The following is a 12,853-nucleotide window of genomic DNA, read 5'->3' as shown; positions in this document are numbered from 1 at the left end:
CTCCAAGCGCCTGCTCGACGGGTTTCCCACGGACGGGCTACCCACGGCGTCACCACGATGTCGCACCACGAGTGCGAACACCCTGCTCACACCACTGATACCCGGAGTCACCAAGCAGGACGGGCGGTGATCCGTGTATCGGATCACCGCCCGTTCAGTTCGTGGTGTGCCGCGACTCACCCGAGCCGGACACGCGCCACTGTCGACCCCAGGGGTCGACCTCAGGTCACTTGAGGGTGACCTTGGCGCCCTCACCCTCGAGCTTGGCCTTGGCCTTCTCGGCGGTCTCCTTGTTGACCTTCTCCAGGATCGCCTTCGGCGCGGACTCGACCGCGTCCTTGGCCTCCTTGAGGCCCAGGCCGGTCAGCTCACGCACGACCTTGATGACCTGGATCTTCTTGCCACCGTCGGCCTCCAGGACGACGTCGAACTCGTCCTTCTCCTCCTCGACCGGCGCGGCGGCGGCGCCACCGGCACCACCCGCGGCGGCAACCGCGACCGGCGCGGCGGCGGTGACCTCGAAGGTCTCCTCGAACTGCTTCACGAACTCGGAGAGCTCGATCAGCGTCATCTCCTTGAACGCGTCGAGCAGCTCGTCGGTGCTGAGCTTCGCCATGTCTGGCGTCCTTTCTCGCAATGAAAATTAAAGAACGTGGTGCGCCGGGGGGCCTCAGGCCGCCTCGGCGCCCTCCTGCTCGCGCTTCTTGTCCGCCAGGGCGGCCGCCGCGCGGGCGGCCTTGGAGAGCGGCGCCTGGAACAGGGCCGCGGCCTTGCTCAGGTTGCCCTTCATCGCGCCGGCCAGCTTGGCCAGCAGCACCTCACGGGACTCCAGGTCGGCGAGCTTCGTGACCTCGGCCGCGGAAATGGCCTTGCCCTCGAACACACCGCCCTTGATGACGAGCTTCGGGTTGGCCTTCGCGAAGTCGCGAAGACCCTTCGCCGCCTCGACGACGTCGCCCGAAACGAAAGTCAGCGCGGTAGGACCGGTGAACAGCTCGTCGAGGCCGGAGATGCCCGCCTCGGTCGCGGCACGCTTGGCCAGCGTGTTCTTCGCGACCGTGTAGGTGGTCTCCTTGCCGAGCGAGCGCCGCAGCTGGGTGAGCTGGGAAACCGTCAGACCACGGTACTCGGTGAGCACCGCGGCGCCCGAGGTACGGAAGCTCTCGGTCAGCTCAGCGACGGCCGTGGCCTTGTCGGCCCGGATCGGCTTGTCCGCCATGTCCCTCCTCTCTCGTTACTCGGAGCTGGTCGCCATCGGGGAGCACGGGGCTCGGTGACGGCGCCGGAGGCGTCACGACAACGAAAAAGCCCCGGCGCAGGGCGCGCGGGGCGAGGACCGGACCGATCACCGTGGTCGGCGGACCACGGAAATGAACCGTATTACGCTTACCGCCCTGCGCGGGTCGCCCGTCGTCGCGGAGCCTTCGACCGTGCCGGGGCACGGTGACCAGCGGTCTCTGGGTGGAACTACCGCACCAGGTTACGCGACGGCCCGGCCATCACCAAATCGCCCCCCGCCGGTCACGGGCGGACCCGCCGCCAGCGGACGTAGCCGGCCAGTGCCGCCCCCGCCCAGGCCAGCGTCCAGGCCGACAGGAGCAGCGCGGTGCCGGCCGGCAGGGAACCGGCGAGCGCCCGGGCGGTGGCCAGCACCGGCGGCACCAGCCAGGGCGCCACCGAGCCGCGCAGGCCCAGCGCGAGGGTGCCGACCGCGCCCAGGGCGAGCACGGCGACGCCGTACCCGGCGCTGCGGGTGAGCGCCCGGCTGGCCAGGGCGCCCAGGGCCACCGCGGGCAGCAGGGCGAGCAGGTGCGCCCACAGGCCGAGGGCCAGCGCCGCCACCACCGGCGGATCACCCGGACCGGGCGCGGCCGCCCCGCCGACCAGCCACGGGAAGACCAGCGCGACCAGCACGGTGCCCACCCCGGCGAGCACGGCCGCGAGCAGCCCGGCGAGCCGCTCCCGCACCGGGCCGACCAGCACCTGCGCCAGCCGGCGCTGCACGTCCGGCTCGACGTCCAGCAGGATCTTGGTCTGCCAGGCCAGCACCGGGAAGAGCACCACCGCGCTGACGCCGTACGCCTCCGCCGGGCGGGCCCGGCCGCCGCCGTACAGGATGCCGAGGGCCAGCAGGCCGGCCAGCAGCGGCGCCAGCGCCCGTCCGGTACGCAGGAAACCGGCCAACCGCATCCGCACCAGCGCGCTCACCGGGCCCCCTCCCCCGCCCGGCCGTCCCGCGCCGGATCACCCGCCGACCCGGCCTCGGCGGGCAGGACGGGTGCCGGCGGCGCAGCCGCCCGCCGGGGCGTGCCGGCGGGTTCGCGTACCCGCAGGATCCGGTGGCCGTCGGCGCGCAACCGGGCGACGGTGCCGGCCACCCGCGCGGCCGGCACCGCGACCTCGACCACGGCGACGGCCGCGTCACCGGTGGCCGGTTCGTCGGTGACCAGGCCGTCGGCGACCGTCCAGTGCCGGGCCCCGGGGAGCCGGACCGTCTCGCCCCGGTGGTCGCTGACCAGGACCGCTCCCCCGGCCGCCAGCACCTCGTCGACCAGTTCCGGGACCAAACCCCGGGCGGCGGCGTCCAGCCCCTCCCAGGGCTCGTCGAGGACCAGCAGTCCGGGGGTCCGCAGCATCGCCTGGGCCAGGCCGACCTTCTGCGCGGTGCCCTTGGACAGGTCGGGCAGGCGGACCGTGCGGAACGGGGTCAGGCCCAGCCGGTCGGTCCACCCGTCGACGGCCCGGTCGGCGTCGGCCCGGCCCAGGCCGGCGGCCCGGCCCATGGCGGTGAGGTAGCGGGTCACGGTGAACGGCTGGTCGGCGGGGAACCGCTCGGGCACCCAGCCGACCCGCTGGGGACGGTCGACCACCCGGCCCCGGACCGGGCGCAGCACCCCGGCGCAGAGTTGCAGCAGGGTCGACTTGCCGGCCCCGTTGCGACCGAGCACCACCGCCACCTCGCCCGGGTCGAGGCGGGCCGTGACGCCGCGCAGCACCCAGGGGCCGCCCCGGCGGTACCGGAGCCGGACGTCCTCCAGTCGCATGGGGTGAGCCTGCCACAAACCGACACACGGCAGGGGCCCCGCCACGGTGCGTGGCGGGGCCCCTGCGCGGGAGCGGTCGGGCTCAGCCCTCGACGGCGGTCTCCTGGAGGTTCTTCACCACGTTCGGGTCGACCGGGACGCCCGGGCCCATCGTGGTGGCCAGGGTGACCTTCTTGAGGTACTTGCCCTTGGCCGCGGACGGCTTGGCGCGGAGCACCTCGTCCAGCACCGCGGCGTAGTTGTCGATCAGCTGGGTCTCGGAGAACGAGGCCTTGCCGATGATCAGGTGGAGGTTGGAGTGCTTGTCCACCCGGAAGGTGATCTTGCCGCCCTTGATGTCCGAGACGGCCTTGGTGACGTCCATGGTCACGGTGCCGGTCTTCGGGTTCGGCATCAGGCCGCGCGGGCCCAGGATCCGCGCGATCCGGCCGATCTTGGCCATCTGGTCCGGCGTGGCGATCGCCGCGTCGAAGTCCAGCCAGCCGCCCTGGATCCGGGCGACCAGCTCGTCCGTGCCCACCTCGTCGGCACCGGCGGCGACGGCCTCCTCGGCCTTCGCGCCGGCGGCGAAGACGATCACGCGGGCGGTCTTACCGGTGCCGTGCGGCAGGTTGACCGTGCCGCGGACCATCTGGTCCGCCTTGCGGGGGTCGACGCCGAGGCGCATGGCGACCTCGACCGTGGCGTCGAACTTGGCGCTGGTGGTGTCCTTGGCGAGCTTGACCGCCTCGGCCGGGGTGTAGAGCTTCGACTTGTCGATCGCCTCGGCGGCCTTGCGGTACGTCTTGCTGCGCTGCATCTCGGGTTACTCCTGTGGTCTCTGGCGGGCCGCGGTCGACGCGCGCCCTCCCACGAACTGGTCTGGGGGACTGACGGGCGTCAGTCGTTGACGACGATGCCCATCGACCGGGCGGTACCGGCGATGATCTTCGCAGCCTGGTCGATGTCGTTGGCGTTGAGGTCGACCATCTTCTTCTCGGCGATCTCGCGCACCTGGGCCTGGCTCACCGAGCCGACCTTCTGGCTCTGCGGCACGCCGGAGCCCTTGTCCACACCGGCGGCCTTGAGCAGCAGCCGGGCGGCGGGCGGGGTCTTCAGGACGAAGGTGAAGGAGCGGTCCTCGTAGACGCTGATCTCGGCGGGGACGATGTCGCCCCGCTGGGACTCGGTCTGCGCGTTGTAGGACTTGCAGAACTCCATGATGTTCACGCCGTGCTGACCGAGCGCGGGGCCCACCGGCGGAGCCGGGGTCGCCTGGCCCGCCTTCAGCTGAAGCGTGAACGTCTTGACGAGCTTCTTCTTCGGAGGCATGTCACTTCCTGGGGCTTGGAACTGGGAAAGGTGCCGGCCACGGGCGCGCACGGTCAGCGCGGTGCCACAGCGACGACATTCAAGGGTAGCGCAGCGCCCGGTGACCCTCTGCGTCGAGGTCCGCGCCGGGGCGGAACGACGTCGCCGGCGGCGGGCCGAGGCCCACCGCCGGCGACGGGGTACGACGTCAGATCTTGGCGACCTGGTTGAAGTTCAGCTCGACCGGGGTCTCCCGGCCGAAGATCGACACCAGCACCTTGAGCTTCTGCTGGTCGGCGTTGATCTCGCTGATCGTCGCCGGCAGCGAGGCGAACGCCCCGTCGGTGACGGTGACCGAGTCGCCCACCTCGAAGTCGAGGACCTTGATCTCGGGCTTGGCCTTCTTCTGCTCGGTCTCCACCGCCGGGGCCAGCCACTTGAGCACCTCGTCGAGGCTCAGCGGCGCCGGCCGGTCGGCCCGGTCGGTGGCCCCGACGAACCCGGTGACCCCCGGCGTGTTGCGCACGCAGGAGTAGGACTCGGCGGTCAGCTCCATCCGGACCAGGATGTAGCCGGGGAAGACCTTGGCCTGGATCTGGGAACGCTTGCCGTTCTTGACCTCGACCTCTTCCCGGGTCGGCACCTCGACCTGGTAGATGAACTCCTCCATGTCGAGGGAGGTGATCCGGGTCTCGAGGTTCGTCTTGACCTTGTTCTCGTAACCGGCGTACGAGTGCACCACGTACCAGTCGCCGGGCGCGTAGCGCAGCTTCTGGCGCAGCTCGGCGACCGGGTCGTAGTCCTCGTCCGGCTCCGGCTCCGTGGTCGGGAATTCCGGCTCGCTGGCGGCCTCGACCGACTCGTCACTCGCCGCCGTCGCGACCGTGGACTGGTCGTCCGTGGTCCCGGCGGTCTCGTCGTACTCAGGCACGCTTGCTCACTTCCGTCACTATCGGCTCAGTCGGCCGGTCAGCTGGGGCTGCCGAAGACCCACAGCACGCCCTTCGCGAAGGCGAAGTCGAGCAGGCCCACGATGGTCAGCATCACCGCGACGAAGGTGACCACCACGGCGGTGTAGGTCAGCAGCTCCTTGCGGGTCGGCCAGATGACCTTACGCAGTTCGGCGACGACCTCGCGGAAGAAACGCGCGATGCGGCCGAACGGCCCCACCCGGTCGGTCTCGGAGCGGGTCTTCGACTTGCTGTCGGCGGCACCCGCACGGGTCCGCGACCGGGTCGCGGTACCGCCCCGGGATACCGGCTCGTCCGCGTCGGTGGCGTCGTCGTCGGTGGCGTCGCTGTCGGCGGTCACCTCGTCGACGACCTCGTCACGCTCGTCGCGCAGACCGTCGTCGCCGGCGTCCTCGCCGCGCCGCTTGCTCTCGGCCACTTCGCCCTCCGTCGCGGGATGTCGGTTCGTACGCCGGGAGGCGTACGCGGCGCTGGTCACGCCGGCCGGACCAACCGTCCCGCGACGGGCCGCGGCCGGCGGACCGGACGAAGGGCCCCGAGTCGCCTCGAAGCCACCCCGCCGATGCCACCACCACGGGCCGGACGCCGCCTTGCGGCGGCGCGACCCACGGGAACGGTCAGGCCTGAGGCGCAGGGGTGACAGGACTTGAACCTGCAGCCTGCGGTTTTGGAGACCGCTGCTCTGCCAATTGAGCTACACCCCTGTGCGGCAACGCTCGCCCCACCCGGCCTGCACGGCCGAGCAGGGGTCACTTGCCCCACGGCGGACCAGTGTACGGGTAGCACCCCGACTTTCCCAACCGGTCCCGCCCGGTCCGTGCCGGCGACCTGTCAGCCGGCTGTCCGCACGAGCGCCCGCGCCTGCGACAGGACCTTCTCGCCGCCGCACCTGGCGGTCACATCGAGCCTGGTCAGGCCGGTTTCGGTGACCTCCCTGACCACCGCGTCGACGGTGATCTCGGTGCCCTCGTCGTCGTCCGGGACGACCACCGGCCGGGTGAACCGCACCCCGAACTCGACCACCGCGTCGGGCGCGCCGGCCCATTCGGTGACCGCCCGACCGACCAGCGCCATGGTGAACATGCCGTGCGCGATCACCCCGGGCAGCCCCACCTTCGTGGCGGTCCGGTCGCTCCAGTGGATCGGGTTGAAGTCCCCCGAGGCGCCCGCGTAGCGGACCAGGTCCGCCCGGGTCACCCGGAACGTACGGGTCGACAGTTCCACGTCAGGACTCCCCACGGACGACGAGCTTGGACCAGACGGCGACCACCGGCTCACCGGCCACGGTGGTCACGTCGGTGCGGGTGGTGAGGAAGCCGTGCCCGCTGCGGGAGCTGATCTCCTCGATGGTGTTCACGCAGACCAGCTCGTCCCCGGCCACCACCGGCCGGGTGTAGGCGAACCGCTGGTCGCCGTGCACCACCCGGCTGTAGTCGACCCCGAGCGCCGGATCGTCGACGATCTGCTGGCTGGCGGCCATGGTGATCAGGACCGGGAAGGTGGGCGGGGCGACCACGTCCGGGTGGCCGAGCGCGCGGGCCGCCGCCGGGTCGTGGTGGGCCGGGTCGGTCGCGCCGATGGCGGTGGCGAACTCGCGGATCTTTTCTCGGCCCACCTGGTAGGGGGCGGTCGGCGGGTACGTCCGGCCGACGAAGGACGGGTCCAGGGACATGCCGCCGAACCTACACGGGACACACGAACGCCGACCCGTACGGGCGGGCGGCCCTGACAAGGGCCGCGCCAGCCGTGCGGATCGGCGTCCGGGGAAGCGCTGCGGACCGGGCCGGCTAATGCCGGCCGCAGGTCAGCGGGTCTCGCGGTGAACGGTGTGCTTGCCGTCCCGGGGGCAGAACTTCTTCAGCTCGATGCGGTCCGGGTCGTTGCGGCGGTTCTTGCGCGTGATGTAGTTGCGCTCCTTGCACTCCACACACGCCAAAGTGATCTTCGGCCGGACATCGGTCGCCTTCGCCACGGCGGAGTGCCTTCCTCGCTACGGATATCAACTACAGCGCATCAGCCTACGCGGACAACGCCTGGACATGCAAAGCGGGCGCCAGTGGCGCCCGTCCCACCGACCACCGGGGATGAGCCCGAAGGACGAGAGTAGCGGTGGCCGGACTTGAACCGGCGACACAGCGATTATGAGCCGCTTGCTCTGCCATCTGAGCTACACCGCCGCAGGCGGGTCCAGCCGGACCCTCTGAGCCCCCTTACGGAATCGAACCGTAGACCTTCTCCTTACCATGGAGACGCTCTGCCGACTGAGCTAAGGGGGCCTACCCGATCACCCCGGAGGGCGTCGCGCAGGGGATACATTACACGGCACCGCGCCGGGGGTGAAATGGGATCCCCCTGTCCCGCATCGCCGCAGCTCAGGGCACGACGCGGAGCCTCGGCAGCGCGTCCGGGTCGATCGCCTCCTGGTCGGTCTGGGCACCGAACCAGGCCTCCAGCCGCTCGTACGGCAGCGGCCGGCTGAACAGGAAGCCCTGCCCGATCTCGCAGCCGATGTCCTGGAGCAGTTCGAGAGTCAGCTCGCTCTCCACCCCCTCGGCCACCACCGCCAGGCCGAACTGCTGGGACAGCGACACCACCGCGTTGACGATCGCCAGGTCCCCCGGGTCGGTCGCCATCCCCTGCACGAACGACCGGTCCACCTTCACCTCGTGCACCGGCAGCCGGCGCAGCTGGGCCAGCGACGAGTTGCCCGTGCCGAAGTCGTCCACCGCCAGCCGGACGCCGAGGTCCCGCAGCCGGCGCAGGGTGGGGATCGGCCGCTCGGTGCCGTCCAGGACCGCCGCCTCCGGGATCTCGACGGTCAGCAGTTGCGGCGGGACGCCGTACTCGGTCAGCAGCTCACCGACCCGGTCCGGGAAGTGCCTGTCGGTCAGCGAGCGGGCGGCTATGTTGACCGCCACCGCCAGCGGCTGCCCGGTGCGGCTCCAGTCCCGGCTGCGGCGCAGCCCCTCCCGGAGGACGAACTCGGTGAGCCGGCCCAGCTGCCCGGTGTGCTCGGCGACCGCGACGAAGTCCTCCGGGGAGACCGTGCCGTGCGCCGGGTGCTCCCAGCGGGCCAGGCACTCCACCCCGAGCAGGCGGCGGTCCCGCAGGGTCACCTTCGGCTGGAAGTAGACCTCCAGCTCCCCCTCGTCGAGGGCGCGACGCAGGTCACCGGCGAGCCCGAGCCGGCGCAGCGACCGCGACTCCAGCGCCGGGTTGAACAACTGCACGCTGCCCGGCACCGCCTTGGCCGCGGTGGCCGCCAGGTCGACCCGTTGCAGGAGGACGGCGGCGTCGCTGCCGTGATCCGGGTGCACCGCCACCCCGACCGCGGTGTCCACGTCGAGGGTGAGCGCGTCGAAGACCATCTCGTCGCGGATCTGCTCGCGGAGCTGGGCGGCCAGCTCCAGGGCCGCCTCGGCGTTCTCCAGCCGCAGCGTCACCAGGAACTCGTCCCCGCCGGCCCGACCCACCAGCGCGGACGAGGGGGCACAGGCGCGCAGCCGCTCGGCCACCTCGACGAGGACCTTGTCCCCCGCCGCGTGGCCCAGCGACTCGTTGACCTGGCGCAGACCGTCGACGTCGAAGAGCAGGACCGCGACCACCTCGCCGGGTGCCCGGATCTTGACCGCCTCGGCCAGCGCGGCGGTGATCCGCCGCCGGTTGGGCAGCGTGGTCAGCGCGTCGTGGTAGGCGTCGTGCCGCAGCCGGTCGACCAGCCGGGAATTCTCCAGGGCGACGGCGGCATGCGCGGCCACGGTCTCGAAGACGGGGATGTCGCTCGTGGTGAAGTGGCCGATGTCGCTGAGCCGGTTGGTGACCTCCAAGGTGCCGATCACCGCCTGGCCGGACCGCAGCGGTACCACGATCGCGTCCTTGACCTGCTGCGCGCCGACCTCCCGGCGCAGGGCCGTGTCGTCACCGAGCAGCCGCCCGATGGACAGCGTCTTGCCCAGCTCACGGGCCTGTTCCCGGAAGACCGTCGGGGTGGGCGCGACGTCGAGCAGGCCGGGTGTGTCGACCCGGGCGGTCAGCAGCACCTCGGGGTGCCGGCGCTGGGCGGGCAACCACAGGGTGGCGTACTCGGCCTGCATCAGGGCCCGCACCCGGTCGAGGAGGATGTCGGCGATCGCCCCCTCGGCGCTGTTGGTGAGCAACCGGGTCAGGTCGTACATGCCGGTCAGGGTGCGGTGCTGCCGGAAGAACTGCGAGTAGGAGCGGTAGACCTGGAACAACGCCGCGAACAATGCGGCCAGCAGCAGCACCGACCACCAGGTGGTCTTCAACGCGATCAGGACGAGCAGCCCCACCGAGGCGTTGATCGAGGTGGTGAGGAAGACCGACGGCGCGGTACGCAGCGCCTCCCGGCCGGCCTGCCAACCCTGGAGCAGCACGTGCACCCCGGCCACCGAGAGCAGGCTGACCAGGGTGATGGTGTTGACCGCCAGGAACAGGATGCCCCAGGTGCCCGGCCCCACCCCCGCAAGCGGGGGCAGGGCCAGCAGGAGAAGCCCGGCCAACGAGGTGGCCGCCGCCGCCTTCGCGACGTTGAACCACAGCTTGGCCGGGGCGAACCGGTGTGACGCGCTCCAGATCAGCACGGAGAGCGTGTATATGAGCACCACCGTCAGCGGTGGCAGGAAGAAGAGCGCGACGACGAGGGGCACCTCGGTCAACGTCACCCCGACGGACTGCCGCCGGACTATGACGTTGAGGACCGGGATGCTGATCCCCGTCATCGCCACGAAGAGAACGAACGCCAGGCCCCACTTCCCGAACTCGGGCCGCAGGACACCGATCGCGGTGCTGAAGACGATGGCCAGCAGGGCCAGGGGGGCGGTGATGAACCAGGCGCGTTCGGTGGACTTACGCCGCTGATCTCGGCTGGCCATGCGCCACCCTCTCCCTGAGAGACGTCACCCCCAGGACACCGGGAGCGGGGACGACGCGGGGGCTTAGCGCGCGCCGCCCATCGTCCAGACGACGTCCGCCATTTGCGCGCTGCCGTCGATGGACTGGACGCCGGCGACGGCGAGTCCACCCAGGATGGTGGCGAGCACGAGGAGCGAGCCAAACAGCCGGCCCAGCCTTCGACCAGACATGATTGCTCCTGTCGAGAGAGTGTTCACGGGGGATGGTGGAGGTTCCACGATCGTGCCACACCTCGGGTACCCAGAAAAGCGGGGAGAGCGGTGCTGGTCCGAGCAGCGGAGAGGTTCCGCCGTTCGGCCCACCACCGTCACCTCCCCGTGCCAGATCAGCGGCACCAGGACGGGTAACAGCCTCCACGAATCGCCCAATGTCACTATCGACGCAAACCCGATCTTAACGGCGCGGGGCCGTTCTCCGGGCGGCAGGGCGACCGTCGTAGTCGAGGGCCGCGACGACTGCTCCCGGAACCGTCACATCGATCACCATAGCTCATTTCGTCAGGTACGGAAGCGGCCTGTCGGGAGTCGACGGACTCCGCACCAGATCAACGACAAAACACGCGTACGGTGGCGAGCCGGCGCGAGCAGGCGAAACACCCGCCAGAGGCGGTCGGACCCCGTGATGTCGTACCCCGATGATGTCGTGAATCCATGACATCGCAGACACCGGTGACGCCCGTGATCGAGGAACGGACGCCCCAGCCGTACCTGGGGATCCGACGCACGGTGACCATGGCGACCATCGGCGACGCCGCGGCCGACCTGGCCGACCTGGCCGACTGGCTGACCACGCGGGGAATCACCCCGGCCGGCCCGGACTTCCTGCGCTACCACGTGATCGACATGGCGCGGGAGCTGGAGGTCGAGGCGGGCGTGCCGCTGCCGGCCGGCACGCAGCTCGCGGTCGAGGCACCTATGGGCACCGGCATGCTGCCGGCCGGCCGCTACCTCACCACCACCCACGTCGGCGACCCCGACGAACTGGTCGCGGTGACCGGGGCGTTCCTGGAGTGGGCCCAGCGCCACGGGTTGCGCTGGGACGCCGCCGACACCGACGCGGGTGAACGCTGGGGTTGCCGGCTGGAGATCTACCACCTCGGCCCGGACGACGACCCGGACCGGAACACGTGGAAGACACAGCTGGCGTTCCGACTGGCGGACTGAGCAGACCGGGATACCTGGGGCGGTATGGGGGTATGTCGGGGGTTATGGCAGGTCAGAACGATGCGATAGACGAGGAGCACGCGCGGCCGGCGGGAGTCGACGACGCGACGGTCGAGGCGTTGGGCAAGTTGAGTGAGGCGTTGGAGACGATCCACCGGGTGCGTGGGCACCTCTATTCCGCGCACCAGCTCGTCGGCGGCGCGGATCTCACCCTGGACCGGGTGGTGGAGCTGCTGCGCGGGGCCGGGCACGACGAGGTGGCCGACCGGGTCGAGCACGAGCTGTTGGGGCGCAACCTGCTGCCCGGCCGGTGGACGTTCCAGATCGTGGAGGAGTTCGACGACGGCTACTACGCCACGTTCCAGGAGATCGAGCGGTACGCCCGGGAGAAGCTGGCCGACGGCCGGCGGCACCTCTACGAGGCGGAGATGAAGCAGCGGCGGCGTACCCACGGCATGCCCGGCCACGAGGCCACGCCGTAGCCCCCGCGCGCCTTCCGGACCGGGACGGGCGTCGCCCATGATCTACGCAACTGGGCCGATGTAGCGGTATCCGCCCGCCCCGATACCGCTACCTCGGCCCAACGGTGCGGCGGGCGGGAGGCGTGGCGGTCACCACTGGCGGCGTACACCTGCTTTGGGGCCGGTGACCAGGGTGGCGGGCGGGACGTCGTCGGCGACCACCGCGCCGGCCGCCACCACGGCGTCGCGGCCGATGCTGACGCCGGGGAGGATCGTCGCGCCGGCCCCGATCCAGACGTTCTCCGCCACGTCGATGGGCGCACCGGTCAGCCACTCCCGCCGCTGCCCGGGGTCGACCGGGTGACCGAGGGTGATGAAGGTGGCCTTCGGGCCGATCATGACGCCCTCGCCGAGCCGGATGCCGGCATAGTCGAGGAACGTGCAGTTCTGGTTGATGAAGACCCGCTCCGCGATCTCCAGATTGAGGCCGTGGTCGGTGTAGAACGGCGGATAGATCGTCACCCGCGCCGGCAGTGGCCGGCCGAGGAGTTGCGCCAACAACTCCGCCCGGCCGGCCTCGTCGTCGAAGGGCAGCACGTTCAGCCGGGAGGTCAACTCGGTGGCCCGCAGCACCCTCGCCGCCATCGCCTGGAACTCGGGGCTGTGGATACGCATGAAGCGGTCGTCGGACACCCCGCGATCCTCGCCGACGCTCCTCGCACCCGGCCCCGGGGGCCGCCACCGCTCACCGTTCCTCCCCCGGCTGTCGCACCGGGGCCCGCATCAGCCCACGTGCCTGGGTCAGCTCGTCAATGAGCCGGTCGACCTGCCCGAGCGACAGCAACACGGCCTGGGTGGCGCCGCACCGGGTCGCGTCGAGCTTGATCGCCGCCTCGCGCCGGACGAACCGGTCGACGATCAGTTGCAGGCTCACCCAGCCGGTCCGCTCCCGCCCCACCGTGGCGAGGAACCCGCGGTGCATCGGGTCGTTC

Annotated in this window: 17 protein-coding genes and 3 tRNA genes; 2 read left to right on the top strand and 18 right to left on the bottom strand. The window is 71.1% G+C overall.

Going from position 1 to position 12,853, the window contains the following annotated elements; genetic code table 11:
* Nucleotides 1-226 precede the first annotated feature (226 nt).
* The 16 genes from rplL to ACN260_RS02435 form a co-directional block, all read right to left on the bottom strand.
* Entirely contained in the window at nt 227-616 is a 390-nt protein-coding gene (rplL, locus tag ACN260_RS02510) for a 50S ribosomal protein L7/L12 (protein WP_088644794.1), read from the bottom strand.
* Nucleotides 617-670: 54 nt separating this feature from the next.
* Nucleotides 671-1,219, bottom strand: coding sequence for a 50S ribosomal protein L10 (rplJ, locus tag ACN260_RS02505; protein ID WP_088644793.1), 549 nt, complete (start codon nt 1,217-1,219; stop codon nt 671-673).
* 302 nt (nt 1,220-1,521) lie between these two features.
* A complete protein-coding gene (locus tag ACN260_RS02500) occupies nt 1,522-2,208 on the bottom strand; it encodes a hypothetical protein (protein WP_422754549.1) in 687 nt (228 codons plus the stop codon).
* Nucleotides 2,205-3,044, bottom strand: coding sequence for an ABC transporter ATP-binding protein (locus ACN260_RS02495; protein WP_422754548.1), 840 nt, complete (start codon nt 3,042-3,044; stop codon nt 2,205-2,207). Before ACN260_RS02495 ends, ACN260_RS02500 begins: the two co-directional genes overlap by 4 nt.
* A gap of 82 nt (nt 3,045-3,126) precedes the next feature.
* Nucleotides 3,127-3,843, bottom strand: coding sequence for a 50S ribosomal protein L1 (gene rplA, locus ACN260_RS02490; protein ID WP_302738507.1), 717 nt, complete (start codon nt 3,841-3,843; stop codon nt 3,127-3,129).
* Between the two features lie 80 nt (nt 3,844-3,923).
* On the bottom strand, nt 3,924-4,355 hold the full coding sequence (rplK, locus tag ACN260_RS02485; protein ID WP_088644789.1) for a 50S ribosomal protein L11: 432 nt from the start codon (nt 4,353-4,355) through the stop codon (nt 3,924-3,926).
* Nucleotides 4,356-4,542: 187 nt separating this feature from the next.
* Nucleotides 4,543-5,265 (bottom strand): transcription termination/antitermination protein NusG, encoded by a 723-nt coding sequence (gene nusG / locus ACN260_RS02480; RefSeq protein WP_204924848.1) that lies wholly within the window; start codon nt 5,263-5,265, stop codon nt 4,543-4,545.
* 38 nt (nt 5,266-5,303) lie between these two features.
* The gene (gene secE / locus ACN260_RS02475) at nt 5,304-5,723 is read right to left on the bottom strand and encodes a preprotein translocase subunit SecE (RefSeq protein WP_088644787.1); all 420 of its coding nucleotides are present in this window, start codon (nt 5,721-5,723) and stop codon (nt 5,304-5,306) included.
* Nucleotides 5,724-5,936: 213 nt separating this feature from the next.
* Nucleotides 5,937-6,009: transfer RNA gene (locus ACN260_RS02470), tRNA-Trp, on the bottom strand.
* Nucleotides 6,010-6,136: 127 nt separating this feature from the next.
* On the bottom strand, nt 6,137-6,529 hold the full coding sequence (locus ACN260_RS02465; RefSeq protein ID WP_422754547.1) for a MaoC family dehydratase: 393 nt from the start codon (nt 6,527-6,529) through the stop codon (nt 6,137-6,139).
* Between the two features lies 1 nt (nt 6,530).
* Nucleotides 6,531-6,977, bottom strand: a complete 447-nt coding sequence (locus ACN260_RS02460; protein WP_088644785.1) for a MaoC family dehydratase N-terminal domain-containing protein — start codon at nt 6,975-6,977, stop codon at nt 6,531-6,533.
* Nucleotides 6,978-7,109: 132 nt separating this feature from the next.
* Nucleotides 7,110-7,277, bottom strand: coding sequence for a 50S ribosomal protein L33 (rpmG, locus tag ACN260_RS02455; RefSeq protein WP_013288652.1), 168 nt, complete (start codon nt 7,275-7,277; stop codon nt 7,110-7,112).
* Between the two features lie 132 nt (nt 7,278-7,409).
* Nucleotides 7,410-7,482 (bottom strand) — tRNA-Met (locus ACN260_RS02450).
* 26 nt (nt 7,483-7,508) lie between these two features.
* Nucleotides 7,509-7,581: transfer RNA gene (locus tag ACN260_RS02445), tRNA-Thr, on the bottom strand.
* Between the two features lie 96 nt (nt 7,582-7,677).
* Entirely contained in the window at nt 7,678-10,197 is a 2,520-nt protein-coding gene (locus tag ACN260_RS02440) for a putative bifunctional diguanylate cyclase/phosphodiesterase (protein ID WP_422754546.1), read from the bottom strand.
* A gap of 63 nt (nt 10,198-10,260) precedes the next feature.
* Nucleotides 10,261-10,407, bottom strand: a complete 147-nt coding sequence (locus ACN260_RS02435; RefSeq protein ID WP_169733070.1) for a hypothetical protein — start codon at nt 10,405-10,407, stop codon at nt 10,261-10,263.
* 480 nt (nt 10,408-10,887) lie between these two features.
* On the opposite strand from ACN260_RS02435, the gene ACN260_RS02430 reads away from it, so the two are divergent.
* Together ACN260_RS02430 and ACN260_RS02425 are read left to right on the top strand one after the other, a co-directional pair.
* Nucleotides 10,888-11,400, top strand: a complete 513-nt coding sequence (locus ACN260_RS02430; RefSeq protein ID WP_422754545.1) for a GyrI-like domain-containing protein — start codon at nt 10,888-10,890, stop codon at nt 11,398-11,400.
* A gap of 44 nt (nt 11,401-11,444) precedes the next feature.
* Nucleotides 11,445-11,882: a hypothetical protein gene (locus ACN260_RS02425; protein WP_422754543.1), complete on the top strand. Its 438-nt coding sequence runs from the start codon at nt 11,445-11,447 to the stop codon at nt 11,880-11,882.
* Nucleotides 11,883-12,011: 129 nt separating this feature from the next.
* On the opposite strand, the gene ACN260_RS02420 is transcribed toward ACN260_RS02425, so the two are convergent.
* The gene (locus ACN260_RS02420; protein WP_422754542.1) at nt 12,012-12,554 is read right to left on the bottom strand and encodes a DapH/DapD/GlmU-related protein; all 543 of its coding nucleotides are present in this window, start codon (nt 12,552-12,554) and stop codon (nt 12,012-12,014) included.
* Between the two features lie 52 nt (nt 12,555-12,606).
* Nucleotides 12,607-12,843 carry a precorrin-4 C11-methyltransferase gene (locus tag ACN260_RS02415; RefSeq protein WP_422754541.1) on the bottom strand — a complete coding sequence of 79 codons (237 nt, stop codon included), beginning with the start codon at nt 12,841-12,843 and terminating at the stop codon, nt 12,607-12,609.
* Nucleotides 12,844-12,853 lie beyond the last annotated feature (10 nt).

It is taken from the genome of Micromonospora sp. WMMD708, from assembly GCF_049315245.1.
Taxonomy (GTDB): domain Bacteria; phylum Actinomycetota; class Actinomycetes; order Mycobacteriales; family Micromonosporaceae; genus Micromonospora; species Micromonospora wenchangensis.
The sequence above is the reverse complement of the archived record's forward strand: the minus strand, read 5'-3'. Positions and strand labels throughout refer to the sequence as shown.

Bases quoted from the DNA above. Each gene is read 5' to 3' on its own strand.
- rplL (WP_088644794.1), bottom strand. From the start codon at position 616: ATGGCGAAGCTCAGCACCGACGAGCTGCTCGACGCGTTCAAGGAGATG.
- rplJ (WP_088644793.1), bottom strand. From the start codon at position 1,219: ATGGCGGACAAGCCGATCCGGGCCGACAAGGCCACGGCCGTCGCTGAG.
- ACN260_RS02495 (WP_422754548.1), bottom strand. From the start codon at position 3,044: ATGCGACTGGAGGACGTCCGGCTCCGGTACCGCCGGGGCGGCCCCTGG.
- rplA (WP_302738507.1), bottom strand. From the start codon at position 3,843: ATGCAGCGCAGCAAGACGTACCGCAAGGCCGCCGAGGCGATCGACAAG.
- rplK (WP_088644789.1), bottom strand. From the start codon at position 4,355: ATGCCTCCGAAGAAGAAGCTCGTCAAGACGTTCACGCTTCAGCTGAAG.
- ACN260_RS02460 (WP_088644785.1), bottom strand. From the start codon at position 6,977: ATGTCCCTGGACCCGTCCTTCGTCGGCCGGACGTACCCGCCGACCGCC.
- ACN260_RS02440 (WP_422754546.1), bottom strand. From the start codon at position 10,197: ATGGCCAGCCGAGATCAGCGGCGTAAGTCCACCGAACGCGCCTGGTTC.
- ACN260_RS02435 (WP_169733070.1), bottom strand. From the start codon at position 10,407: ATGTCTGGTCGAAGGCTGGGCCGGCTGTTTGGCTCGCTCCTCGTGCTC.
- ACN260_RS02430 (WP_422754545.1), top strand. From the start codon at position 10,888: ATGACATCGCAGACACCGGTGACGCCCGTGATCGAGGAACGGACGCCC.
- ACN260_RS02425 (WP_422754543.1), top strand. From the start codon at position 11,445: ATGGCAGGTCAGAACGATGCGATAGACGAGGAGCACGCGCGGCCGGCG.
- ACN260_RS02415 (WP_422754541.1), bottom strand. From the start codon at position 12,843: ATGCACCGCGGGTTCCTCGCCACGGTGGGGCGGGAGCGGACCGGCTGG.